This is a genomic window from Paenibacillus sp. cl6col (assembly GCF_900102125.1).
GTDB lineage: Bacteria > Bacillota > Bacilli > Paenibacillales > Paenibacillaceae > Paenibacillus_B > Paenibacillus_B suaedae.
On sequence record NZ_FNAZ01000001.1, the window covers coordinates 73,630 to 99,249 of the forward strand.

Here is a 25,620-nt window from a genome sequence, read left to right on the forward strand (position 1 = left end):
AAAGCATACCGCCCATAGGGTGTCAATTTAGCCCTAGTCTCCCACAGAACATATCTAGTCGTAGCTTTATTTAGCTTCATTTATCTTGATTCAGTCATCAATACCATCCAGCCATACGCAGGCAAGCTAATCGCAACGTTGTTATTTTCAAACGTAAAAGATCCGTCTCCGAGCATCGAAGGTGATAACGACAACGAATTGGCCTGCTCCAACGAAAAGGAGAACGCTCCTGCCTGCTCGCTATTATTGAAGCAAATATACATTTGCTCGTCAGCATGCTGTCTTCGTATGACCAAGTGATCTCCGGACGCATAAACGAATCGGAATGAGCCTTGCCGCAGTGCTGGATGGGCGGTACGCAAAGCGATCAGTTCCCGATAAAAACGCAGCAGTCCGCCATTCTGCTTCTCCTCTTCCCATACCATGGGCTTCCGGCAATCCGGATCCGGCCCGCCTGTCATGCCCACCTCGTCCCCGTAATAAATGCATGGGGCACCGAGGAATGTGAACTGGAACAGCGCTGCAAGCTTCATTTTGCGTTCATCTTGAGCCATGGTTAACAAACGCGGGGTATCATGGCTGCCCAATATCGTGAAGGTAGCTTCACCCACTTGCTTCGGATAATCAGCCAACAGCCTGTTCACTTGATAAGAGAACTGTTCCGCATCGATTGTCCCTTTTGCAAAGAAATCAAGAATAGCCTCCGTAGCCGGATAATTCATGACCGCGTCAAACTGATCGCCGCGCAGCCAAGGCATCGCATCATGCCATATCTCACCCAAAATATAAAAGTCCGACTTCAATCCTTTGCATGTTCTGCGGAACTCGCGCCAGAAATCATGGTCGATCTCATTCGCAACATCCAATCTCCAGCCATCGATATCGCATTCCTGAATCCAATATTGCGCGACTTCAAGCAGGTAGGCTTTGACTTCGGGATTGACCGTATTCAGCTTCGGCATGTGAGATTCGAAGGCGAAGCAGCGGTAAGATGCTCTCGGCTCCCGCACGAGCGGAAATTGCTCGATATGGAACCAGTCCCGATAGCGTGATGCTTCCCCATGCTTCATAACATCCTGGAACGGGGCGAACCAATAGCCGCAATGATTGAATACCGCATCCAAGATAACGCGAATCCCCCGGTCGTGGCAGGCCTTCACCAGTTTCTTCAACAGGGCCACGTCGCCAAACTGCGGATCCACCTTCAAATAATCCGTCGTGTCATATTTATGATTCGTCTTTGCCTCGAACAACGGGGTAAAGTAAATGGCATTAACGCCAAGCTCGCTGATGTAATCCAGACGATCCAACACCCCTTGGAGATCACCGCCGTAGAAATCATCCTGCCCCGGATCGTCGGCTGTCCAAGACCGCACCTGTTCAGGATCATTGTCAGGGTTCCCGTTGGCAAACCGATCAGGGAAAATCTGATAGAACACCGCATCCTTCACCCACGCCGGCGGCTGTAGCACCTCGCTTGACCATAAGAACGGATAGTCGAAAAACGTCAGTGGATCAGCTAGCTTTTCGGCAACGAATCCCTTTTCCGTATACCATATCGTCTGCTCGCCCGCAGCTAATTCAAAGGCATAACGAAGCCGCTTGTGCGGAGGAGCTACCTCCACATGCCAATAATCGAACAGTTCGTCGCTACCCATGATGAACATGGCAGCTTCCCTTACGGTCTTGTCCCAATCGTATTTATCACCATACAGAGCTGTGACTGACCGAAGATCGCCTTTCTTCGCGCGCAGCCGGATATGGATCGTGTCGTTATCGTAAGAATAGCAGTATGAATTTCCGGGTCTGTGGTAGATCGCTTCCAGTAACATAACAAACTCCTTTTTAAGTCGCTTTTGATCACGAAGATTATTCAAGGTGTAAACTCGACATCGAATCTTGCATTCACTCTCGAATTCCGCTGCTCTTTCTTCGAGTTCTTGCAACCTTCTCGGTGCTGAAAACCGACTTTTAGACACTAATTTATGGTCGCTTTTGATCACGAAGATTGCTCAGGATGTACCCCTGTCGTCAGCCTTTGTCTGCACCTGCCGTCATCCCATGAATGAGATACTTCTGGAAATACATGTACAGGAACGTAATCGGCAGCGCTACAAGAACGGCGCCAGCAGCGAAGGTCGTAAAGCTTGAATTCGTCTCGTTCGCCACCATGTTGTACAAGCCTTGGGCTAGCGTCATCTTCTCAGATGATCTGAGCACGATTTGCGGCAGGATAAAATCCATGAATGGCGTAATGAAGCTGTTCAATGCAACAAACGTAATTGCAGGCAAAGACAATGGCAATATGATTTTGAACATCGTCTCAAGGTGGCCCGCGCCATCAATATAGGCCGCTTCCTCCAAGCTTTTCGGAATCGTGTCGAAATGGCCCTTCATGACCCAAGTTCCCATCGAAATAGAACCGCCCGCATAGATGAGAATGAGACCCAAATGCGTATCAAGCAGCTTCGTCTGCATCAGCAGCACGAAGATTGCCATGATGGACAGAAAGCCCGGAAACATTTGAAGAATGAGCAATGTCATTAACCCTTGCTTTCTCCCTTTGAATCGAAAACGGGAAAATGCATAGGCCGTCGCTGCCACCAATGTCGTTGACAATGCCGCATTCGCAAGAGCGATCGTGACTGTGTTCGAAAACCAGAGCACGAAATCCGTATTTCGAATCAGTTCCGTATAATGAGCGAGCGTGGGCTGATCAGGAAACATTCGGCTTACCATTAAGGAATTGCCCGGGTTAAGCGAAGTTCCAATCACCCAAATCAGCGGATATACCGTTGTCAGGAGCAGCACGGCAAACACCGCGTAAATGCCCGCCACGACCAAGTTGTTCAAAAATTTAGACATTTAGACCATATCCTCTTCTTGAGTTATCTTCATCCGCCGATAGTTCCATAAGGAGAATACGGTGATAAAGACGAACATAATGATCGAGACAGCAGAGGCCATATTGAACTGGCTTTGATTCAACGTCATCTTGAATATCCAAGAGATTAAAATATCCGTGCTGCCCGCGTAATAATAATCAGGCTGGGTCGGATTGCCGTCCGTTAGCATGTAGATCAAATTGAAGTTATTGAAGTTAAAAGCAAATTGCATGATTAAAATCGGTGCCGTCGCCGCCAATACCAACGGAAGCGTCAGCTTGACGAATCTCTGCGTTCCCGTTGCTCCATCCACAGCGGCAGCTTCGTACAAGTCCTTCGGCATTGTCGTTAATACCCCTGACATCAATGCCATCAGGAACGGAGTGGAGAACCACAAGTTCACGAGCAGAATCGTAAACTTGGCCATTGTCGGATCAGACAACCAAGGTACTGGCGCGAAGCCGAGCTTGGTGATCATATCGTTCACAGGTCCGAACGAACCGTTCAGCAGCACCCTGAATACCAGAATCGATATAAATTGCGGAACCGCCCACGGCAAAATGAACATCGTACGCCAAAACTTTTTGAATTTCACTTTGGGATGGTTCACCATCAATGCTAGCAGAAGCCCACTAAAAAAGACGGACACCGTAGAGGCCGCAGCCCAGATGATGTTCCACACCGAAATGCCGAAGAAGGTGTTGCGCCACGCTTCTTGTGCAAATAAATCATAAAACGAGCTTAGCCCCGTCCAATCTACTAAGTTCCGGTCGGGAATATGGTTCGGAGCCGAATAGTTCGTGAAGGCAATCAGCACATTGAAGATGAGCGGCACTACCGTTACGAACAGCACGAAGCAGATAGAAGGCAGCAGCAGCAGATATGGGAAATGCCGAAGCTTCGTCTGCTTGATGGATTCGATGAACCCCGGAGCAGGGTGTCCTTCATCCCGCAATGCTCCGTTTCTCTTTGCGTCATAAATATTCAGGACATAGCACCCGGCGAACAAGAGAATGAGCACCAACGTAATAAGTCCTTCAATCATCATGAAAATAGAATGATCGCCTTTGAACACTTGTCCGGCAACCACCTTCGTAGGCGCGTCGCCTAACGTTATCAGCCCTCTTATTCCTCGATAAGCAATCGGATAGTAGATCCAAAAGAATAACTGTGCCGCGATCATCCACAGCAAGCCCTTCATATACTGCTTGTTGTACAGCTGGCCTAATCCGATACACACAGCGGAGAATACAGCCGCTTTCGTCCGATGCCGACGGGCACCTGTTGTCAGTTCCATTCGGAAGACCGCCTTCGTCGATTTTTTAGATGTAGTTTAAAAAGTCCGATTTTGAGCACCCTATTTTTTTGTCTGAATCGCTGTATTGATCTGCTCGACTGCCTTCTTTAAAACTTCGCCTGGTTGTTGATTGTCATTCCATATTGCAGCAAGGGCAGCCCCCGCCGGCACCCATACGTTGCCCATTTCTGGGATGGACGGCATTGGAGCAGAATGCTTCGTTTGTTCCAGAAAGGCAAGTGCGTTCGCATTCCCCTTGATGCTCGGCTCCTCCATCATGTCTTGTCTCGGCGGCAGCTGTGTTGTCATTTCATATCGCTTGACGAGATTTTTGCGAGAGGTCGCATAGCTCGCGAACAGCTTCGCAGCAACCGGATATTCGGTATAGGAACTCACATACAGCGCCCGGATGCCGGACATGCTTCGTGGATGTTCTCCATTAGGCAGCAGAGGAAGCGGCGCCACTCCGAAATCGATGCCCGCGCTCTTCACGTCCGTCATGAGCCAAGGCCCTCCTATGATAGCAGCTGTTTTCCCTTCCATGAAAAATCCGGTAATGATATTGTCGTTCATATCGTTGCTGTTGACAGGCAGTATTTTTTTCAAAGATTGAAAGAACTCGGCTCCTGCAATCGATTCCGCATTGCTCAAGCCGATATCGCCAGCATCCTTCCCTCCATTGCCAAAGATGTATCCCCCGTAGCCTGCCAGAAACGAGTAAGACTGATACAATTGCCCCACATTCCACATAAAGGCGTACTGTTTGTTTTTTGGATCGTTATACGTATCAGCGAACCGAATGAGCTCTTGATAAGTGGCAGGAGCTTTATTCAGCAGTTTTTTATTGTAGTACAGCGCGTACGTATCGATCGCGGTTGGAAAACCGTAGAACACCCCATCATAGGTGACACCTTCTAGGGCGGAATCCATAATTTGATGTTTCATTTGTTCGTCGTACACATCATTTTGCAGCACGAGTCCAGCCATGACTGCATTCCCCAAATGATCATGCGGCGCGGAAAACACGTCGGCCCCGATTCCGGCTGGTCCATCCGTCGTCAGCTTCGTGACAGCGTCGATTGACGGAACCGCCACTACTTTTACACCAATCCCATATTCCTGTTCAAAATCTTCTGCGACCGCTTTCAAAAAATCTAGTTCAGGCCCCTTCGATTCCCATACGAGCAAATGGGCTCCCTTCTCCGGCTGCGATCTGGCTTGCCCTTCTCCCTGATGTGCATTCTTCCCTTCAGCTTCCGGAGATGTTGAGGTCGCATGCTGTACGCCGCAAGCCGAGAGCAGTATCATGGTGCACAATGAGACCATCAACATTGAAATGAAGAAGCGTTTAGACACTTTCTTCCCCTCCCATCCCATCTATTAGTTGTTGAATTCAAGCAGAAACGTTTTTCACATCATGACAGGTTAACTCAACTTAAACGTTTAAGTAATTTCAGTAACATGATAACTTCTAATGCCCGATGCCGTCAAATAAAAATTGTGGAACCAGGGACAACATGAAGAAAATAAGCTGCTGTTCGTAGTAAGTTCCAAAAACAAAAACCCCCGTATCCGCTAGGGACACGAAGGCTATGACGATATGAATGTCGGAATTAGCAATCAAAATACAAACTATATTCTTGCGGATGGATGCGGATCGCTACGGATTTGGCTTCCTTGCGTTTGATATGCAAATAATTTTCGATAAATGCTTTGGTAAATACGCCGCCTTCAAGCAAGAATTCATAATCAGCTTCAAGCGCATCAAGTGATTCTTCCATCGTCGCTGGAACGCTGCGAATCTCACGCTTCTCCGCATCCGACAGTTCATAAATATTGCGGTCATATGGACCATAACCAAGCTCTGTAGGATCCAGCTTGCGCTTGATTCCGTCGAGACCTGCCATCAACATTGCAGCGAAGGCCAGGTATGGATTCGCCGTAGAATCCGGTGTACGGAACTCAATCCGGCATCCCTTCGGTGTAACAGCCGCTACCGGAATACGTACAGCCGCAGAACGATTGCCTTTCGAGAACACAAGATTTACAGGCGCTTCATATCCCGGCACAAGTCGCTTAAAGGAGTTCGTGCTCGGATTCGTCAATGCGATAAGCGCTGGCGCGTGGTGCAAAATTCCGCCGATATAATGCAGTGCCATCTCGCTCAAGTTCGCATAGCCGCCCTTTTCATAGAACAACGGTGTATCGCCGTTAAAGATCGATTGATGCACATGCATCCCGCTTCCGTTATCCCCGAACAGCGGCTTCGGCATGAAGGTCGCTACTTTCCCGAAGCGGCGTGCCGTGTTGTGCACAATATATTTATACTTCATCAGGTTATCCGCAGTACGCGTCAGTGAATCAAAGCGGAAGTTGATCTCGCCTTGCCCTGCCGTTGCAACCTCATGGTGATGACGTTCAATGCGAAGTCCTGCTTCTTGCAGCAGGCTGCACATCTCACTGCGCAAGTCTTGTTGTGTATCGATTGGCGCTACGGGTACATATCCGCCTTTTGTATGAATCTTGAAGCCCAGGTTCCCTCCCTCTTCCTTACGGTTCGTGTTCCAAGAAGCCTCTTCGGAATCGACGAAGAAGGAAGAACTGTTCATTGTATTCTCATAACGAACATCATCGAAGATGAAAAATTCAGATTCTGGCGCAAAGTAAGCATCCGTGCCTACTCCTGTGGTTGCCAAATACTCTTCCGCCTTCTGTGCAATGCTGCGAGGATCACGCTCATAACGCTCGCCGTCAGGCGTGAAGATGTTGCACATAATAATGAGCGTCGGACGTGCCGTAAATGGATCGACATAACTGCTCTCCGTATCTGGCATCATGACCATATCGGATTCTTCAATTCCACGGAAACCAGTAATCGAGGAACCGTCAAACGCAACGCCGTTCTCGAACGTGCTCTCATCCACTTCGGATGCAGGCAAGCTGATATGATGCGCACGACCTAACAGATCAATAAAACGAAAATCCACATACTCAATTTGTTTCTCTTTCATTAACTCCAACACGGTATTGACTGACATCTCGATTCCTCCCCAATCCGAACATTTCATATTCTTTTCATCCGAATGTTCACTTTGTATTATTTGTTGAAATCATTATATGTAGCAGGATGCTCTTTCGTCAATACTCATGTAAGGTATTTTTTTATTTAATGTAAGGTTATCTAACATTAAAATTGATTTCATTCCCTATACACCTTAAATACTCATGATCATTCCGGCATATTTTAGACTAACTTCATCAATACCTGATCGTTTGAACTCATTTTTATCAGCGCACTACGTTTTGGTACATAACCTATCATTCATTTTATTTGCACAATTATACATATAGATAAGTTTTATCATTAAAAATTACAGCTGCTTCAATTCCTTACTCGTCTAAGAAATCATCTTTTATATCCGTATTTTTTCATGCTTACACCAGCATCAACTTTTACACCTGGAGGTTCATCGATCAATCTTCATTCCTGAACGCATTCGAGATTTCCAAAGGAAACCGGGCTACAAAAGTGATTCTGGGGTTAACGCTTAATTGAGGATAAATAAAAACAGGATGGGCAAATAAATTGCTCCATCCTGTTACATCTATGATTCTTTATAATTCTTCGCGGTAATGACAGTTTCAAATTCAAAGGTTTCTGGCAGATGGTCGGCGTAAGAGTACTCAAAGGTGCGTCCGTCAGTCAGGTAGGCTACCTGTTCGACCCGCATCAGGAAATCCTGATCCTGCACGTCCATAAACTGCTTTTCCCTTTCATCTGGGCGAATTCCTTTGACCCGGACAATCGATGTCCCCACTTCAAGACCAAGCTTGTTTTGTATGTGCGAGTATATTGATTGCTCTAGAACCGAAACTTCAACACCTGGTATGATCGAAATCGGCATCCATGTATGCTCCATAATCGTTGGAATACCGTGAATGATGCGGAGGCGGATGATTTTATAGACAAAATCGCCGGCTGCGATCCCCAATTTTCCGGCAATGGTTTCATCTGCGCCGACAATCACAAACTCGATGATCTTGCTTTCAACCTCACTGCCGTATACAGCTTTCGTACCAGTTAAGGTCTGAATCATTCGCGCCTTCTCCTGCTGATGCCAATCCTGTACCACCGTTCCACTGCCCCGTCGGCGGATAATGTAGCCGTCACGAACTAACAGATCCAACGCCTTTTTGATGGTGAGAACCGACACACCGAATTCTTCAGCAAGGATCGGGCTGCTTGGGATTTTCTCATTGACTTTATACTCACCGTCTAAAATCTGCTGTTTGATTTTTTGGTAAATGGCGAGGTATTTTACTTGCGTAGACCCGCTTGCCATTTCCTCGCCTCCTATGTGCTGGATGTTCTGCTTAGACAACTTCTATTCATTCAAATGCAATGCCTCAAGCTTATAAACGGAAGGGGATGGTGCTGCAAATCCGTTCTCCAAGATTTCCATGCTTGTTATCGCCTCTTCGTCTTTCACAAGCTTTGCTGCGCCATGTACGATGGTTTCATACGCTGCATCATAGAAACGGCCGTAATCGCCAAGCGGAGTTTTGATTTGTTTTTCAATCCAATCACCGTTCGCGTTCCGGTATTTCGCAATGCCATAGTGCATCGGTGAATCTTCACCAAAGCCTGCACTCTCAGGCATAATGCCTGCTTTCAGATCATTTTCCTGCTGATCTTCACCGTACTTGATGAATGAGCCATTTGTTCCGTGAACGATAAAGCGCGGATAATCTTTTGCTACGACATGGTTGGTTTTCAGTTTAACTTTCAATTGGTGTCCGTAATGAAGATCCACATCGAAATAGTTATCAATCGCACCTGCCACTTCATTATTGCGAATATCGTAGGTCACCACATCTGGACGTCCGAATAGCGAAACCATGCGATCCATCATGTGAATACCCAATCCATAGAATGAACCTTCTTCTTTCGAACCTTCGCGGCTGATTGAACCAGGACGGAAATAATCAATATGCGATTCAACTTCCATAATGTCGCCAAGGAAGCCTTGTTCAACGACCTGCTTCACAGCTAAGAAATCACCATCGAATCGACGGTTTTGGTAAGGCATCACGACTACACCTTTTTCGCGGCCTAAAGCTAATAATTCTTTCGCGTGTTCAACGGTATCGCAGAATGGTTTTTCAACGATAACTGATTTCCCTGCAAGTATAACTCGTTTCGCCAATTCGTAGTGCGTGTGTGCTGGCGTACAGATCGTCACCAATTGAATTTCTTTGTCGTTCAATAGTTCATCCAAATCAGTGGTGAAGGCAACACCCTTTTCGCGATATGGAGCCGCTAATTGTTCGTTAACGTGCCGGACATAAATTGTTTTTACTTTTATATGCTTACGCGTATTCACGTAAGGCAAATGATAACGGTTGGCTGACTTCCCAAACCCGATAAAGCCCATTGTTAATGTCATATGCTAAAACTTCCTTTTTTTTAAACTCACTTCTAAGAATATTATATACATTTTGATTTAAAAGTATATAGTTTTATATTTGAAAGGATATAAAAAAGAGGCAAACCCAATGATGTAGGTCTACCTCTTACCTCTCGCTTTACGCCTTACGTCGCCTTTATTTTTCCCACGTATCAAAAAAGGCTGGATCCATCTTCTTCGTCTCGAATGTTTTGCCGCACAGTGGAGCAAGCTGCTCCAGCTCGCGCAGCAGGCCAGCGAATTGATCCGGGAAGAGGGACTGCACCCCATCGCCCGTCATCGAATTGTCTGGATCGGTATGCATTTCAATAATAAGACCGTCCGCACCAGCAGCTACAGAAGCCTTTGACATCGTCTCAACTAGCTCGCGGCGTCCTGTAGCATGGCTTGGATCGGCAATGACCGGCAAGTGGCTAAGCTGCTTCATAACCGGAATTGCAGTCAAATCAAACGTATTCCGTGTATACGTCTCGAATGTGCGAATACCACGCTCACACAGCATGACATTTGGATTGCCGCCTGCCAATATATATTCCGCAGCATTAAGCCACTCGTCATAAGTTGCGCTGAAGCCGCGCTTGAGCAACACCGGTTTGCCGCATTCTCCAAGTTTGCGCAGCAGATCGAAGTTCTGCATATTCCGTGTGCCTACCTGCAAAATATCCGCATGCTCCGCACAAATATCTACATATTCAGGCGTCATCACTTCTGTAATGGTAAGAAGTCCGTGCTTCTCGCCCGCTTCCTTCATCATCTCTAGCCCTTCCACGCCTATGCCTTGGAAGCTGTACGGTCCCGTACGCGGCTTGAATGCTCCTCCGCGCAGAACTTGTCCGCCTGCTGCCTTCACCAACCGTGCAATCTCATTGATTTGAGCAGGTGATTCAACCGCACACGGCCCTCCCATAACTACCAAATTGCCGCCGCCGATTTTCACGCCGCGTATTTCAATTACCGTATCTTCCGGATGGAAGTCACGACTTGCCAGTTTGTATGATTTCGTAATTTTAACCACGTTCTCTACGCCCTTCATTTGTCTAAGATGTTCTGCCAACTTCGGCTCCGCATGTCCAATTATCCCAATTACCGTATGAGCCGTGCCACGGGATATATGAACTTGATTGCCTTGCCCTTCAATGATGCTGGCTATATTCGCGATCTGTTCTTCAGATGTCTCATTATTTACAATAACAATCATGATTGTACACCCTTTCTATGCGCAGTGCCAGTTAACCCCTTAAAGCAGAAATGCGTTCATCAATGACACTTCTTATTGTAGTTTTACTTTTACACTTACTTTATCACTTTAACGCATATAAGCTTTTATGCTTTTAACTGTTAAAGAAACTATACAGAACAACTACCGTATCGTCAACCCTTTTGATGCAACTATTTTTCGAGTAAGTTGTCACAATCGGAGTTTTGACAATTCGTCATATATAAAAAAGAATCGTGCTGAATAGGCACGATTCCTTCGCATCCTCATTCTCATTGAGGCAGCTATTAAAACATTAGCACAACCATATATGGCTCTTCTCATAGCGAAATCACTTGCATGAACTGCTGAACAGTTATATGAATATAACGAGTTCTCTCCATGGGTTCGGTTTGAAATCTACCATATAATAAGAAGTACATGACCAATGTCATCTGGACATTGCGTATTGCAGAGAAGAGGTATTCATCATCCTTACTCACATGCTGTTTCAATAATTGATACAAAGGCTGTATTCCCTCTTCTATCGTCATAACAAGCCGATTCCGTACTTCTTGATTTCGTTGCGCTTCTCCGAAAAACATGACAATTAGCTCTTTTTTGTCATGCAGCATATCCATCAAATTTGCAAAATACATATTGAGCATCACATCTAATGGTTGATTTTTCAAGGAATCCATAGTTGCTGTATTCTTCAATTCATGATTAATGGTGTGCTTCTCTAAAATTGCCCAGAGCAATTCTTCCTTGGAGTTGAAATAATGATAGATTAATCCGTCCGTGACCTCTGCTTCACGAGCGATATCTTTGGTCGTGCTTGAGTCATATCCCTTTTCAGAAAAAACTCTTAACGCAGAATCGATTAATTTGTTCTTGGTTTCAAGTGCTTTTTGTTGACGAAGAGTGATTTTTGTCATTTGCAGCTCCATTTAACGAATATTTCATGTTCAAAAAGTCTAGCTGAGCTTTTAGAAACTTTTAGACCGATTTACTATCAAACTAACAAATCAATCTATACATGTCAATTTTTCTCCGAAGCAGCGCTTGTTTTCATAGGTATACCAATAGCACAAGGTATTGCCGCGATGGCGCTGACCATAAACCCCGCCAACAGCAAGGAGAAGTTTACTGCTGACCCATCGATAGATGCTATGGATAGCCATAACGTAGATACAATCGAACCTAGGTATCGTATGACATAATAAATTCCAGCCGCTATTCCTGCTCCTTGTGCTTCTCCAGCCTCCAATGCCGTTGCCTGTATTGATGCATTTCCACTTCCGAGGCTAAGCCCAGCCAAACCGACACCAACAATAAACAGTGCTAATAGTTGGCTTGAGCTTGCTATCAAGAGTAGTCCACCCGCAATGGCAGCGAGTATACATCCGGCGAGAACGGCTGGGCGCTTTCCAAATCGATCGCTCATTGCACCTCCTGCTGCTGTAGCTGCGATCATAGTGACGGAGAAGACAAGCATTACCGTTCCACTTCCTGCATAATTAAAATACCACTTTTCTTTTACAAGCAATGGCACGCACATCAGCAACAGATACACCATGAAATTGTTTAAGAATACCGATGCAGCAGCAGCTCGAAAGGAGCGAATTTTAAACAGCTCCCTTACTAATCGAAGAAGTACAAAATCATTCGTTTGCCTTATTTTCTTTTTCGTCTTTCTAGATCGGCATATTAGGTTCTTATTCGCTATTAACGTAATAGGAAAAAGCATCAGTATTAATGTAACCGTAAATTGGAAACGCCAATTATAATAATGAATAAATAAGCCACCTAGCGGCGGTCCTAGTGCAGCTCCTATCCCAGCTGCAGCCCCTAACAATCCAAACATTCTCCCTTGTCTTTCAATCGGCGTCATCTCACGCAATCGTACAGAACTAGCTGGCACGAGTGCAGCGCCCCCACTCGCTTGGATGAGTCTGCCTATTAACAAGCCCATAAAGGTCGGAGCAAGCCAACATATTATTGTTCCTAACGCAAACATGACTGTACCGCTAAAAAGAATTGGCATGCTGCCGAATCGATCCACGAATCGTCCTCCGAAGATTTGAAAGACAGCCATCCCTATTAGATATATCGTGACGACCCATGCCCCTTGAGAAAGCGGCACTTGGAACTCGTTTGCTATTGGTTCCAGAGCTAATGCAACCATGGATGAATTGAGCGGAACCACAAATGTTCCAATAATCATACAAATGATAGTAAAGTTATGCCTCATGTCGCCCCCCCGCCTTCATCGCAACAGTTGTACCATGCCTGTTGTTCCGTTCACGATAACCCGATCACCATCAGAAAGGAATTTCGTAGCATTTTCGCATGCCATGACCGCAGGAATGCCATATTCTCTGGCTACAATTGCCGAGTGTGACAATACGCCACCTGTATCCGTTACAACAGCTGCAGCTACAGAGAAAAGCGGTGTCCAAGCTGGATTCGTATTCGCGCATACGAGAATATCTCCCCGCTTCAGTTTATGGAACTCTTGAGGCCCTCGAATCACCTTAACGACACCTTGAGCTTCACCTTGGCTTGCCCCGGCTCCAGAGAGTACTTTTTCTTCAATTTCTGACTTATTGATGACATCGGAATTTCTGTAATTATTCATTCGGTTCCATACTTCTCGGCGCTGAAGTGCGAGTTCCGCCATTTTCGCTTCATGTTTGTCAGCAATCATCCTCTCCAATTCATTGAACGTAACAAAATACAGATCCCGTTCATCCCGTATTTTCTCTTCTGCTATGAGCCACGCAGCAACTCGCTTGATACGGTCGCGTAGAATCGCAACAATCTCTTCGTACATATCCAACGTAGCCTCGCGAGCGACCCAAAATCCCCTAGTCATATCCAGCGCCTTTTCGAATGTTTCAATCCATTGCGGCTTTTTCAATCGTCGTACGATTTCCGCACGGGCATTATGATATTCTTCTGTTCGTTCCTTCTTATCATCAATCAGCCCCTCTGGATGTTGAATCAGAGCTTGGACCATGCTTAAGACGTTGTCAGGCTCATCTCTCCATGACGGATAGCTCGGCTGCGGTTCCATTCCTGATGCACATCGGCATCCGTGTTTGCTCAAGAAGCGTCCAATCGCTTCCTTGAATGCCCTACAGCCATCACTATTCATAATAGTCTCGTACATTCTGCCAAACGGCTGCTTCTCCAATATGTCCAAAACAACAGGACTGGCAACCGCAACTCTAGCTAACTCCTTCATGTCCCGGTTTGCAACAGCCGTTTTATAATCCAGAGCCTGCAGCAATTTTTGCTTCATTAAATAGACTTGCTTTACATTCGCACGATGAAGCATCTTGTCCAGATTGCTCTGGGCCCTGACGCCAGCGGCCATATATTTTCGGAAACGGCGATACATAAGCTCACTTATCACCCCTTCCAATTTCTTAATCTCCCTAACCAAATCTTGCGGTGAGGAATCCAGATGGACGGATTCAACAGGAAGCAGGGAACGCAAATACGGTTGGTCTACCTGCAGCCACTCTTGCAACGGGTCATACTTGATCCAGCCTTTCAGCTTCAACCAGGCAACCGGAAGAGCAGCTATCGTTCGCAAGTTGGCTGGAACAGGCGGATTGAATAAAATTAGTCCAGTCGGATGCTGATAGGAAATATCTTCAGGCATTTCTATACCTAATTCTTTTGCTGCCCTCCTTACTCCGGCAAGAGCTGGAGTAAGACTACTATCAAAATCTAGCGGACGCAGCGGCTCAGGAAAATGGTCAACGAGTACGGGTAAAAATCGCTTACGAGCAAAACGAGGAATTCGTCCGAGATAAATCCAACCAGCGTACACCTGCTCGTCTTCATCGGGAAGACGGATCGCTCCATCTGTTGCATGCTGCAAGCTGTGCAATGTTGTTATAGGACGGGACTGAAGCAAGTAAATTCGGTCATGTTTCACGGCCCACTCGATATCCTGCGGTGAACCATAATGCTCCTCCACTTTTTTGGCTATGCGACAAAGATCAATAACCATCGAATCCGACAAACAAGGTCTCGTCTGTAACTGGAGTGGAACCGGCACGACGACACTTCCCTGCTCCTGTTGGACTACCATCTCTTCCTTTTTTCCAATTTCGCAATCAATGATTCCAAGGGTTTCCTTCGCAATCCGATAGGTATCTGGGGTAACAATTCCAGACACTACAGCTTCACCGAGACCTAAGCTCGCCGTAATTAACATCTGATCGTGGCAACTATTCAAGGGATTGACTGTGAACAGAACGCCCGCAGCATCGGAGTCCACCATTTCTTGCACAACGACACTCAATGCAACGGAGCTGTGGGTAAATCCCTGTTGATTGCGGTAATGTACAGCTCTTTCTCCCCACAAGGAAGCCCAACATTCCCGAACGGAGTGGAGCAAAGCCTCTTCTCCATGAACACCCAGAAAGGTCTCTTGTTGTCCGGCAAAAGACGCCTCAGGTAAATCTTCAGCGGTAGCCGAGGATCGCACTGCCACCCTGACTTCGTTGCCCAATTGGCGATAATATTCGCGAATGCGCTCCTCAATCTCTGGAAGCATTGGTGTTTCCAAAAACAATTTTCTGGAAGAATGGCTTTGATATTCCGGATCATGGCTATGTTCTCTTTCCAATTCTTCCAGCTTACTTGCGATAATCGTTTGCTCAATCTGACGCTTATATGCCAAAGCCGATATACTAAAAGCTCGCGGAATCGGAAATCCTGCCCGGATCATTTCCCCGAGATTCGCCCCCTTTCCTCCAACCAGAGAGATGTCTCCTTTTCCCACATGATGAATCCAAAACACCAAGTCATTTTCCAATCGGACATCCATAAATTTCGAACCTCCTTGACCCTTTTAAGATGTAATAGACATTAGTTTAACACTTAATTTACTAAGTACTTAATAAGTGAAATATAACCCTCAGCTTTCATGTTGTCAATAAGTGCCGTGTAAAAAAATAAAAAAAACCGCGATTTACGCGGTTTTTTCTCGGGCTTTTCGTGATAAGTTCCTTCCTATTATTTTTTATGACTTTTTATGAAGTAACCGGAATTTTCATTTCCAGTGCTTTGTGGTAGTCCTTTATCATGTTTCGTTTTTTATCCTCAAGAGGCAGCCCGTTCTTATCGACAAAAAGAGTAAATGGTTTTACAGTAATAAATTTAGTCCCAGAAACAGATGGAGCATACATGATTTTTTCATTATACTCTTTATCCGGCTTTTTCGCATACGTGCCCAGTCTGAACTGAACTAACTCGTTGCCTTTATCGTCTACGATTTCGTAATACATTTTGGATTGATGATACTTATTCGGTCGCTTCGTGCTGCTGCTTGGAATTTCTCCCTTGCTGTGAATCTGCAGCATTGTCGTCGCGTCGGTCATTCGCAGATTCATTACTTCGTAACTGAATTTCTGCGTATTTTTCTTTGCATTCGGCTGTATGTTAATATCCCGTTTGGAGATGTTTTTCACCGGAATGACTAGGGACACCTCTGCTGCCTCAAACTTCGCATTAATTGTTAGCTCGAACTCATTCGGAAGAATAGGCTCTCCCGTTTTCGGATCGATGGCATTTGTAAACTCAACCATGCACATATTATTCTCTTTTCCATTTTCCACAGGAACTGAACTTGCCATCATCGCCAGCTTGTCCACCTGAAGCGGCTGTCCATTCAGCAGATAGCTCTTACTAGCATATAGCGGATTCTCTCCGCCTTCGGCCTTCAACACCATGACAAAGCGGGCACCGTCGTACATAAGCTCAGGCACGATCAATGTAACTCCATCTTTTGTTGCCTTCGCATTTTTCACTGTGGTCAAGCCTTTTTTGCTGGCTGCCTTTGCCCCAGAGTCTCCCCATTCCTGTAACACACTCGATCCGGATGCCGCTGCACTTGCGGTAGGCAAATCAACGACAGCCATTCCTGCACCTGTACCCAATATAGCTGCCATACAAGTTACTGCTATCATCTTCTTCAATAATGATTGTTTATATGTACTCATAATCCCATCTCCTTTTCATTTTTGGGTTATCCAATATATATAACAACATCAGTCCCCTAAACTGTGACATTATTTTCTGACAATCATCGTTTCCGCAAGTTTGATTAAGTCTTCCTGCGTCAATGTATTCCCTTCGTTGGTTATAATTCGAAATTGCTTGCCTTGTTCCGTCCATAGAAGTGTGTTTTGCTGCGGGCTATCCCGATATTCTGGCTGCAACCTTTGTCTTGCCTCTTCAGCAGTTTGATAATGATACCCTTTCTGGGCAGGGGATGCTTTCGAACCAAGTGCAATATATTCCAAAAGCAACGTATCCTCACCGTTCATATATTTCAGTACAACTTGCCCCGCTTCCGTCCATTCATATTTCTTAGACAACACCGCTAAACCTTTCTTTTTGGCTTCTGCTCGCAAATCGTTCTTAAATTGCGGACTATATGGACACCGTACTTCTGCTTTCGTAAAGGAATACCCTTCTGGCAGATTTGCAGGCTCTATCAATACGGTTCCTTTCAAATCAGTGGCCTTCATTACATAATCCTCATAGGTGTCAAATGAAGGGGAGACATATCCGGTGAAGATAATTTCCTGCCCCTTGCTTTTCGTTTTTTCATTGTCGATAAATACGGCATAAGCATCACCCGGATTTTGCTCAACCAGCTTGTGCAGTCTTGCCAACTCATCTTCAAAGACCTTCGGCTCTCCCGAAGGGCCTTTCACGGTATAGTCAATTGTACTCTTGGCTGGCGCCGCCTCCGCGGCATTGTTCACATAGCTGAACATAAGCAACCCGCATATTGCTGCAATGGCTAGTTTTGACGTCATTTTCATAAACCAATTCTCCCTTGCACCTCTATTATGGAAATTTTCTTCTCATCTATATGAACAACTTAAAAACAAGAATTGTGACACAAATCGACTTTTTATCAAATAAATAAAAAATCCCTTGAAATAAGACTGGCTGTATCGCCGTCTTCTCCAAGGGTTGTAGCGCATGAATTCGAATTTAGGTATCGCTCTTTTTTGATCCACCGTCATCACGGTTCTCGTCAAATAACGATTTTAAATCCTCGATTTCCTGTGCATTTAGCTTTTTATCCTGCAAAAAGTTGGCCACCATCGGCTTCAAAGCTCCGCCATACAGCTTTTTCATGAAGGATTTGGTTTCGGATCGCAGGTACTCCTGCTCGCTGATAAGCGGGTAGTACAAATAGTTTCGTTTCGACCCCTTCTCCAGCTTTGCACCGGCTGCTTCTTTCTGAACCAATCGGCTCAGGAGCGTCCGAGTCGTATTCGGGCTCCACTCCATCAAATCCGTCATTTGATTGACTACCTCAATGGAAGGACAATCGGGATGCGCCCACAATACGCGCATAACCTCCAGTTCAGCATCCGTAATAGGCGGTACTTTATTCATTCATGAAACCTCCAAACTCAATCGTTCAAGACCACGCATGTAGTTATACTCATGCTATAATTGTACTTTTATAATGTCAACCCGTTTTGTGTTTTTAACCATATAAAAGCCCATGTATCCTATTCGGAATGCATGGGCTTGGACACAAGCTATTTCTTCACCATCGTTGTCGCCAGCTTGATCAGGTCTTCCTTCGTCAGCGGATTCTCTGCATTGGTTGAAATCGAGAACCCCTTACCCTGTTCATACCAATTTAATGAGGTAGTAATAAATTTAGGATCAAGTTTTGGATTTTTCTTTTTCACATCCGCAGCAGCGATATAGACATATCCGTTTTGACTCTTTTCCATCTCTTCAATCCGATAACTAGAGAACTGAATATAATCTTTGCCGTTCACGAAACGCAACTGGATCATATTCGTATCCTTCCACTCAAGCTTCTTTGAATAGACCTTTTTGCCGAGCTTTTTCGCCTCAGCCTGCATGGCTGCCGCATACTCATTTGTATAAGGCGCAGCAACAATTACCCCGTCGTACGTATAGCTCTTCGACAGATCAGCAGGCTTCTGCGGAGCCGGCTCTTTCATAACACGCAACAACTTCTCATAGTCCTCGTATTTCTCGTAGCGCGGATTAAAATTGCCATAACCAAAAACCTCAAATCCCTTTGGCTGATAACTGCTGTATATCAGATACATATCACACGGATTTTTTTCCAACAGCTTGTCAAGTTTAGCCTTCTCGGCTTGCTCCAACTTCTCGCCTTCATTTGCAGTCGTTGGTTTCGTTGCTGCCGCCTTCAAGCTGATGCCGCTTATAGCATGATCTGACGCTGTGCCTGACATGAGGTGCATGGATCCGAACAATAGAATGCTGCATTGTGAAGCAATTGCTATTTTCATCTTCGTATTCATATAAAATCGCACCTTTCCTGTTTGACATGTAATATCTACCATTTATATAACAATTTCAACCATTTTATTTGTGACATGACTTTCAATCGAAGAACTGCAAATACCCCCAGGTTAGACATGCTGATCTACGTCTTCCCTGAGGGTGTTCAATATCGAACTATCTTACGTTTCGCATCAATAACATGACGATTCTTACTTTTTGACCATCGTTTTCGCCAACTTGATCATGTCTTCCTTCGTCAACGGATTTTCGGGATTCGTTGAAATCCAAAAGCCCTTCCCACTCTCATTCCAGGAAATCTGATTTTTGTAAGTTATTTTTTTTATTGCTGGAGCAAGATTGGGATTTTCCTTTTCGATGTCCTTTGCGGATTTATATACATAATTTTTTTCTTTCTTATCTTTCTCTTTAACAGCCCCACTGCTTAATTTGATTTCATTTTTACCATTTGTGTACGTTAACACAATGAAGTCACTTTTTGTCCAATTGATCTTTTTGGAATGTATCTGTTTACCCAGCTTTTTGGCCTCGGCTTTCATTGCTACTAAATCCTTAGGTCCGAGCGGCGAAATAATTATCGCTTCAGCTAAGGTATAGCCTTTTGGTAAATCAGCAGGACGCTGTGGTACTGCCTCCTTCAACTTTGATGCAAATTTGTAGTATGCTTCATAAGTATCGAATCTTGGATTAAAATTTCCCATAAAATAAACTTCTTGTTCGTTTTTATTTTTCTTTAATTCTTTGCTGACATATATGATATATGTATCATCTGGATTTTTCTCAAGTAATTTGTCGATTCTCTCCTGTTCTGCCTTCTCTAGCTTCTCGCCTTCACTCATAGCCTTTGGTTCAGCTGCTGCCGTCTTCAACGTTACATCTCTTACCACACGAGAAGACGCTGCCTCTGCCGCGAGATTCATCGAACAGAATAATAAAACGCCGCTTATCGTTGCAACTGCTAGTTTCATCGTCATTTTCATTTCTAATTGCCCCTCTCTAGTTATTCTTTTTAACATCTCATCTTATACAACAATTTCAACCATCTGGTTTGTGACATAACTTTTAATTAAAGAACCGCAAATACCCCCAGGTTAGACATGCTGATCTACGTCTTCCCCGAGGGTGTTCAATATCGGCTATCTTACGTTTCGCATCAATAACATGGCGATTCTTACTTTTTGACCATCGTTTTCGCCAACTTGATCATCTCTTCCATCGTCATTGGATTCTTTGGATTCGTATGAACGGAAAGCAGCTTGCCGTGTTGGATCCAAACCAACGAATTTACTAGATATTTCTCGCCTACATATGGATTATCTTTTTTCATTTTTTCCGCGCTTGTATAGGTATACTCTTGACTATAATTTTTCTTATCCACCGCATCAGGCTTACGGCTGCTTATTTTGATAAAATTGTCTCCATTTTTGAATTCTAATTTGGTTTCATTTGTAGTTGTCCAATTCAGTTTTTTAGAGTAAATCTGTTTGTTTAATTTTTTTGCTTCTGCTTTCAATTCTGCAGCAAAATCAGCGGTATATGGACCTACAATCTCTGCCGCGGAGAAGACATATCCCTTAGGCAAGTTAGCAGGTTTTTGCAGCGTTGCTTCCTTCAAACTGGCTGCCTTCTTTAGATAGTCCTCATACTTGCTAAATTTCGGCATGCTGTTGCCCAACATGTCGACCTCTGCTTTGCCTTTAACTTTCGTCAATTCATTACTGACATATAAGATATAGGTATCTTCCGGATTTTTTTCAAGTAATTTGTTGATTCTCTCCCTCTCTGCTTTCTCCAGCTTTTCGCCTTCAGTCATGGTCTTTGGTTTAGCCGCTGCCGTTTTCAACGTTATATCGCTTATCGAACGAGAAGACGCTGCCTCTGCTGCGAGATTCATCGAACCAAATAATAGGAAGCCGCTTAGCGTTGCGATTGCAAGTTTCATTGTCATTTTCATATCAAAGTGCCCCTCTCTAGTTAATCTTTTGACGCCTTATCTTATATAACAACTCTCACCATGCCTTTCGTGACATCATTATCAAAAAATCCCTGAAAAACAAAAAACAACCCCCTGAAAAACTGCTAATCCTTCACAGCTTCCCCGGGGGTTACTCGATATACTTCGTCCGATTACGAAACCCTGCTTATCTGATTATTTTTTCTCAAGTACCATCGTTTTCGAAAGCTTGATTAGATCTTCTTTGGACATATCCGTATTCGTTTGAATAGTAATTGCTTTGTCTTTCACCCTCCAAGACAGGAAATTGTATTTTGCCTTTTCGCTAGCAGGTTCATAGACATAACCTGTTTGCTTTTTCGCTGTTTTCGGGTCGATCGTGTTCATTTCAAACAGAAACGTGTTCTTCCCATTCACAAACTCAAGCTTGATTTCGCCCGGTACCTTCCAATCATATTTCTTCGCATAAAGTAATTTTCCTTGTCCCTCAATGGCGGCTTCTTTTTTTACTTCTGCTTCGAACTCCTTACTTTTCAGATACTCGATTTCCGCTTTGACTAACTTATACCCCTTAGGCAGGTTGGTTGGCTTCTGCAATACCGGCCCTTGATACGTAGCGGCCTTTTTTATATATTCCTCATATGTTTTGAACGTAAGCGGATTGACTATATAAAGGAATTCCATTCCGGACATCAATTTTTTATTGCTAATAAAAGCAACATATACGTCACCCGGATTTTTAGCCTCTTGACCTATTCTTCTTACTTCCTTTTCATATATCTTATTCTGTTCTTCTAATGTTAGCTCCTGATCAGTCGATGTGGCAGCCGCAGTGTCACTCGCTGTCTGGGATGGATCCGCCTGAACTGTGAAGCTCATAGAACCGAACATCAGGATGCCGCTTAATGTAGCAATTACTAATTTCATCGTTGTTTTCATTGGATGATTCTCCTTCTTCGTACAATTATGAGTATGTATTCACATATGTATAACAATCTTACCGTTCCATTTTGTGACAGGCTTCCAATGATTTCATGGAAAAAATAAAAAAACTCCCCAAAGGAACTTAGCATTTAAGTTCCTTTGAAGGAGCCACTCACATTTTCCTATACATATTGCACATGCAGCACTTCATGAAATGAAGTTACATTACTTTGGACCGAAGCCCGCTTCTTCACGATTTCGACTTCGTTCGAACAGGAGGAAGCAGCTTCTTCATATTTACCGTCCGCGTCTTCTCCCATGTCTCTGGATCCGCCTCGTCGAACTGCTCCAAGAACGCAATGACTTCCTTCGTAATTGGCGTCGGCGTCGAAGCGCCGGAGGTTACCCCAACCTTCTTAACGCCACGCAGCCATTCCACATCCAGCTCAGACAAGTCTCCAATACGGTACGCCGTCGTACCCGCAATCTCCTCTGACACCTGAGCAAGACGGTTCGAGTTATTGCTGCGCGGGTCGCCGACAACGATAACGAGATCACATTCTCCCGCTTGCTCCGCCACTGCCGCTTGACGAACCTGTGTCGCCATGCAAATTTCGTTATGGATTTCGGCTGATGGGAATTTCTCAACCAATCGATTCATAATATGCTTAATGTCCCATTGGCTCATCGTCGTCTGGTTCGTAATAATGATCTTGTCTGTCGCCAATTGAAGCGACTGAACTTCTTCTTCCCGCTCAATCAAATGAACGCTGTCCGGCGCGACACCGATTGCCCCTTCAGGCTCCGGATGTCCTTTCTTCCCGATGTAAATAACCTCGTAACCTTCCGCCGTCTTCTCGCGAATGAGATCATGCGTACGCGTTACATCCGGGCAAGTAGCATCGACAGTCGTAAGCCCCTTCTCACGCGCCTTGCGGCGAACCTCTGGCGATACACCATGCGCCGTGAAGATAATCGTCCCCGACTCTACTTGATCCAGGATTTCCATCCGGTTCGGGCCATCAAGCGTAATGATGCCCTCATCCTCGAATGCGTTCGTCACATGACTGTTGTGCACAATCATGCCCAATATATAGATAGGCCGCGGCAAATCCAGATTGCGTGCGGTTTGCTGTGCAATGACCATTGCATCAACAACACCATAGCAATAACCGCGCGGTGTTATTTTCATTACTTCCACAAGTACACCTGCTTCCCTTCCAATCGCTTCGTCTGCTATAAGAGCTGCAATGAAACCGCACCACTAGCATCCGGCAATTTCATTATACCGGAACTTCCTCGCATTCGTCGACCGAAGCAAGCGGCAGCCAAATGATGAATGTCGTCCCCTCATTTGGCTTCGTGACTACTTCTACAGAACCGCGGTGCTCATCAATGATCCATTTCGCGATCGACAGACCGAGTCCCGTTCCGGAAGTAACGCCGCGAGATACGTCAGCACGATAGAATCGCTCAAAGATATACGGAACTTCCTTCTGATTCATGCCCATTCCCGTATCTTGCACCTTCAAGCCAATTTGCTCGTCCTGAATAATCGCATCCAGACGCACAAACCCGCCATCCGTGTATTTGAATGCATTCTCGATGAAGATGAACAGCATCTGCTGCAAATAATCTTTGTTGCCGTATACCACTTTCTGTTCGATTGCTGCTATATCTCCTAGAATCCATTCGGCCTTGCGCGGCAAGAATTGCGCTCTGCGCACAACTTCCTCAACGAGCGACTTCAATTCAATCATCGACTTCTCCATCACATAACCGGCATCCGCCCGAGCCAGTGACAGCATATCATTGATGAGCCTGCTCATTCGACGCGATTCATCCGCTATGTCGCTTAACGCCTCCATAGACATTTGCTGCTTGTCTACTTCTGTTAACGCCAGTGTCCCGCTTTCTTGCAGCCACATCTTCTCCAGCAGATCAACATTTCCCCGAATCGTAGTCAGCGGAGTGCGCAGTTCATGCGATGCATCAGATACGAATCTCCGCTGTGCCCGGTATGCCTCGTCAAGCTCATTATAGAAGGCTTCCATTCGCCCAAGCATGCTGTTAATACGGTCAGTCAATTGACCAACCTCATCATCCGGCGGCCCGACACGCGGAATTCTTACACTGAGATCCGCCCCCTTCTGAACCCGGTCTGTCGCTTTAATAATGTTCTCAATCGGACGTAATGATTTCTGCGCCAAGAAGAGCCCTAGTGAGAACGCCAGTACAACGGTAACCATGGAAGCAACAACGAGAATACTCCTTAGTTCACGCATAAATCGAGCCTCATGTCCGGTAAAGGCAGCGACCTGTACAGCTCCGATGATCGTATCATTGTTCTCCAGCTTTAGCAGCTTCTCATACACGAGAAATTGAAATGATTGCACCTCAACCTTCCGTATGCCTGCTTTAATTTGGCTTGGATTCGACGGAACCGGCAGCTTCAGATTGAGGGACTTCAAGTTATCCGAACGAATTAGCTTGCCTGAACTGAAGTTAATCGTCTGAAAAAACACTTCCTCATTATTTAACCGATTAGACTGCTGGACATCCCAATTCAGCTGGGAACGTTCCCAATCGATAGATGGGAGGATATACAATTGATCCATCTGGTTGGAAATGCGGGTCTTAATATCTTTATAGATGTTGTAGTCGACAAATGTATAAATCGCAATCCCGAACAAAAATAAGGTAAAGGCAAGCAAAGCCGAATACCAGACTGTAAGCCGCAATCGAATTGACATCGATCTAACTGTCCCCTCTCAATACATAGCCCGTCCCACGGATCGTTAATATGATGCGTTTGCCTCCATGCTCCTCTGTCTTCTGACGAAGCATGGCAATATATACTTCCAACACATTGGATTCACCGCTGTAATCATATCCCCATATCTTCTCCATAATCATATCGCGCGGCAGTACCCGCTTCGGGTTCTGCATGAATAGATGGAGCAGTTCAAATTCCTTGGCAGTAAGCTCGATCGCCTTGCCGTCCCGCTGTACTTCACGTGTATGTAAGTCCAGCACAATATCCTCGAATGTTAGGCGATGCGATCCCCCTTCACTATCACTGCGACGCCGCAACAGGGCACGAACACGTGCAAGCAGCTCCTCAAGTGCAAACGGCTTGACCAAGTAATCATCCGCCCCGTTATCAAGCCCCTTCACGCGATCCTGCACTTCATCCTTAGCCGTCAGCATGAGCACAGGCACACTGCTGCCCCCTTCACGCATGCGGCGGCATACTTCCCATCCATCAACTTCGGGCATCATGACGTCTAATATGACCATATCTGGTTCATGCAGCATCATGTCCCGCAGCCCTTCCGATCCATTCGAAGCCGTACGTACCTCGTACCCTTCGAACACCAACCCCCTTCGAAGCATGGAGGTAATTTTCTCATCATCATCAATTACCAGTATCGTTGATCGCATCATACTCATCCCCTTTTTCCGATTTCCATCAAATATGCAAATCATTTGTTATTCTGCCAATAAAGCGAAAAGGAAGCCAGAAATCGCATAAGCCATTC

21 protein-coding genes are annotated in these 25,620 nt (G+C 45.3%); all 21 read right to left on the reverse strand.

The genetic code is table 11. From position 1 onward, the window contains the following. Positions 1–80 precede the first annotated feature (80 nt). The gene (locus BLS15_RS00285) at positions 81–1,832 is read right to left on the reverse strand and encodes a glycoside hydrolase family 13 protein (RefSeq protein ID WP_028531883.1); all 1,752 of its coding nucleotides are present in this window, start codon (positions 1,830–1,832) and stop codon (positions 81–83) included. 199 nt (positions 1,833–2,031) lie between these two features. Beyond that, the gene (locus BLS15_RS00290; protein ID WP_021253980.1) at positions 2,032–2,865 is read right to left on the reverse strand and encodes a sugar ABC transporter permease; all 834 of its coding nucleotides are present in this window, start codon (positions 2,863–2,865) and stop codon (positions 2,032–2,034) included. After that, entirely contained in the window at positions 2,866–4,182 is a 1,317-nt protein-coding gene (locus BLS15_RS00295; protein ID WP_021253981.1) for a sugar ABC transporter permease, read from the reverse strand. Between the two features lie 60 nt (positions 4,183–4,242). Further along, positions 4,243–5,538, reverse strand: coding sequence for a sugar ABC transporter substrate-binding protein (locus tag BLS15_RS00300; RefSeq protein WP_028531882.1), 1,296 nt, complete (start codon positions 5,536–5,538; stop codon positions 4,243–4,245). Positions 5,539–5,795: 257 nt separating this feature from the next. Further along, a complete protein-coding gene (glnA, locus tag BLS15_RS00305) occupies positions 5,796–7,220 on the reverse strand; it encodes a type I glutamate--ammonia ligase (protein ID WP_028531881.1) in 1,425 nt (474 codons plus the stop codon). Positions 7,221–7,787: 567 nt separating this feature from the next. Continuing rightward, a complete protein-coding gene (locus BLS15_RS00310) occupies positions 7,788–8,525 on the reverse strand; it encodes a GntR family transcriptional regulator (protein WP_028531880.1) in 738 nt (245 codons plus the stop codon). 42 nt (positions 8,526–8,567) lie between these two features. Beyond that, positions 8,568–9,629, reverse strand: coding sequence for an oxidoreductase (locus BLS15_RS00315; RefSeq protein ID WP_028531879.1), 1,062 nt, complete (start codon positions 9,627–9,629; stop codon positions 8,568–8,570). Positions 9,630–9,786: 157 nt separating this feature from the next. Further along, positions 9,787–10,848: a 3-deoxy-7-phosphoheptulonate synthase gene (gene aroF, locus BLS15_RS00320; protein WP_028531878.1), complete on the reverse strand. Its 1,062-nt coding sequence runs from the start codon at positions 10,846–10,848 to the stop codon at positions 9,787–9,789. Positions 10,849–11,186: 338 nt separating this feature from the next. Further along, positions 11,187–11,783, reverse strand: a complete 597-nt coding sequence (locus BLS15_RS00325; protein WP_028531877.1) for a TetR/AcrR family transcriptional regulator — start codon at positions 11,781–11,783, stop codon at positions 11,187–11,189. Positions 11,784–11,887: 104 nt separating this feature from the next. Next, entirely contained in the window at positions 11,888–13,099 is a 1,212-nt protein-coding gene (locus BLS15_RS00330) for an MFS transporter (protein ID WP_021253988.1), read from the reverse strand. A gap of 15 nt (positions 13,100–13,114) precedes the next feature. Next, complete coding sequence (locus tag BLS15_RS00335) at positions 13,115–15,694, reverse strand: PEP/pyruvate-binding domain-containing protein (protein ID WP_021253989.1); 2,580 nt, start codon at positions 15,692–15,694, stop codon at positions 13,115–13,117. A gap of 205 nt (positions 15,695–15,899) precedes the next feature. Further along, entirely contained in the window at positions 15,900–16,868 is a 969-nt protein-coding gene (locus tag BLS15_RS00340) for a DUF5643 domain-containing protein (protein WP_021253990.1), read from the reverse strand. Positions 16,869–16,937: 69 nt separating this feature from the next. Further along, complete coding sequence (locus BLS15_RS00345) at positions 16,938–17,699, reverse strand: hypothetical protein (RefSeq protein WP_021253991.1); 762 nt, start codon at positions 17,697–17,699, stop codon at positions 16,938–16,940. A gap of 175 nt (positions 17,700–17,874) precedes the next feature. Continuing rightward, entirely contained in the window at positions 17,875–18,285 is a 411-nt protein-coding gene (locus BLS15_RS00350) for a BlaI/MecI/CopY family transcriptional regulator (protein WP_021253992.1), read from the reverse strand. A 149-nt stretch (positions 18,286–18,434) separates the two neighbouring features. After that, positions 18,435–19,199 carry a hypothetical protein gene (locus BLS15_RS00355; protein ID WP_028531875.1) on the reverse strand — a complete coding sequence of 255 codons (765 nt, stop codon included), beginning with the start codon at positions 19,197–19,199 and terminating at the stop codon, positions 18,435–18,437. 192 nt (positions 19,200–19,391) lie between these two features. Continuing rightward, on the reverse strand, positions 19,392–20,180 hold the full coding sequence (locus BLS15_RS00360) for a hypothetical protein (protein WP_021253994.1): 789 nt from the start codon (positions 20,178–20,180) through the stop codon (positions 19,392–19,394). 191 nt (positions 20,181–20,371) lie between these two features. After that, positions 20,372–21,154: a hypothetical protein gene (locus BLS15_RS00365; protein ID WP_021253995.1), complete on the reverse strand. Its 783-nt coding sequence runs from the start codon at positions 21,152–21,154 to the stop codon at positions 20,372–20,374. 195 nt (positions 21,155–21,349) lie between these two features. Then, positions 21,350–22,093 carry a hypothetical protein gene (locus tag BLS15_RS00370; RefSeq protein WP_021253996.1) on the reverse strand — a complete coding sequence of 248 codons (744 nt, stop codon included), beginning with the start codon at positions 22,091–22,093 and terminating at the stop codon, positions 21,350–21,352. A gap of 235 nt (positions 22,094–22,328) precedes the next feature. After that, the gene (locus tag BLS15_RS00375; protein ID WP_021253997.1) at positions 22,329–23,279 is read right to left on the reverse strand and encodes a 4-hydroxy-3-methylbut-2-enyl diphosphate reductase; all 951 of its coding nucleotides are present in this window, start codon (positions 23,277–23,279) and stop codon (positions 22,329–22,331) included. Between the two features lie 82 nt (positions 23,280–23,361). Beyond that, the gene (locus BLS15_RS00380; RefSeq protein WP_028531874.1) at positions 23,362–24,831 is read right to left on the reverse strand and encodes a sensor histidine kinase; all 1,470 of its coding nucleotides are present in this window, start codon (positions 24,829–24,831) and stop codon (positions 23,362–23,364) included. Between the two features lie 4 nt (positions 24,832–24,835). Beyond that, positions 24,836–25,522 carry a response regulator transcription factor gene (locus tag BLS15_RS00385; RefSeq protein ID WP_021261002.1) on the reverse strand — a complete coding sequence of 229 codons (687 nt, stop codon included), beginning with the start codon at positions 25,520–25,522 and terminating at the stop codon, positions 24,836–24,838. Positions 25,523–25,620 lie beyond the last annotated feature (98 nt).

Coding starts and splice junctions, on each gene's coding strand:
- BLS15_RS00310 (WP_028531880.1), bottom strand. CDS start 8,525: ATGGCAAGCGGGTCTACGCAAGTAAAATACCTCGCCATTTACCAAAAA.
- BLS15_RS00285 (WP_028531883.1), bottom strand. CDS start 1,832: ATGTTACTGGAAGCGATCTACCACAGACCCGGAAATTCATACTGCTAT.
- BLS15_RS00340 (WP_021253990.1), bottom strand. CDS start 16,868: ATGAGTACATATAAACAATCATTATTGAAGAAGATGATAGCAGTAACT.
- BLS15_RS00295 (WP_021253981.1), bottom strand. CDS start 4,182: ATGGAACTGACAACAGGTGCCCGTCGGCATCGGACGAAAGCGGCTGTA.
- BLS15_RS00350 (WP_021253992.1), bottom strand. CDS start 18,285: ATGAATAAAGTACCGCCTATTACGGATGCTGAACTGGAGGTTATGCGC.
- glnA (WP_028531881.1), bottom strand. CDS start 7,220: ATGTCAGTCAATACCGTGTTGGAGTTAATGAAAGAGAAACAAATTGAG.
- BLS15_RS00330 (WP_021253988.1), bottom strand. CDS start 13,099: ATGAGGCATAACTTTACTATCATTTGTATGATTATTGGAACATTTGTG.
- aroF (WP_028531878.1), bottom strand. CDS start 10,848: ATGATTGTTATTGTAAATAATGAGACATCTGAAGAACAGATCGCGAAT.
- BLS15_RS00290 (WP_021253980.1), bottom strand. CDS start 2,865: ATGTCTAAATTTTTGAACAACTTGGTCGTGGCGGGCATTTACGCGGTG.
- BLS15_RS00365 (WP_021253995.1), bottom strand. CDS start 21,154: ATGAAAATGACAATGAAACTTGCAATCGCAACGCTAAGCGGCTTCCTA.
- BLS15_RS00325 (WP_028531877.1), bottom strand. CDS start 11,783: ATGACAAAAATCACTCTTCGTCAACAAAAAGCACTTGAAACCAAGAAC.
- BLS15_RS00360 (WP_021253994.1), bottom strand. CDS start 20,180: ATGAAAATGACGATGAAACTAGCAGTTGCAACGATAAGCGGCGTTTTA.
- BLS15_RS00385 (WP_021261002.1), bottom strand. CDS start 25,522: ATGCGATCAACGATACTGGTAATTGATGATGATGAGAAAATTACCTCC.
- BLS15_RS00380 (WP_028531874.1), bottom strand. CDS start 24,831: ATGTCAATTCGATTGCGGCTTACAGTCTGGTATTCGGCTTTGCTTGCC.
- BLS15_RS00355 (WP_028531875.1), bottom strand. CDS start 19,199: ATGAATACGAAGATGAAAATAGCAATTGCTTCACAATGCAGCATTCTA.
- BLS15_RS00345 (WP_021253991.1), bottom strand. CDS start 17,699: ATGAAAATGACGTCAAAACTAGCCATTGCAGCAATATGCGGGTTGCTT.
- BLS15_RS00315 (WP_028531879.1), bottom strand. CDS start 9,629: ATGACATTAACAATGGGCTTTATCGGGTTTGGGAAGTCAGCCAACCGT.
- BLS15_RS00370 (WP_021253996.1), bottom strand. CDS start 22,093: ATGAAAACAACGATGAAATTAGTAATTGCTACATTAAGCGGCATCCTG.
- BLS15_RS00335 (WP_021253989.1), bottom strand. CDS start 15,694: ATGGATGTCCGATTGGAAAATGACTTGGTGTTTTGGATTCATCATGTG.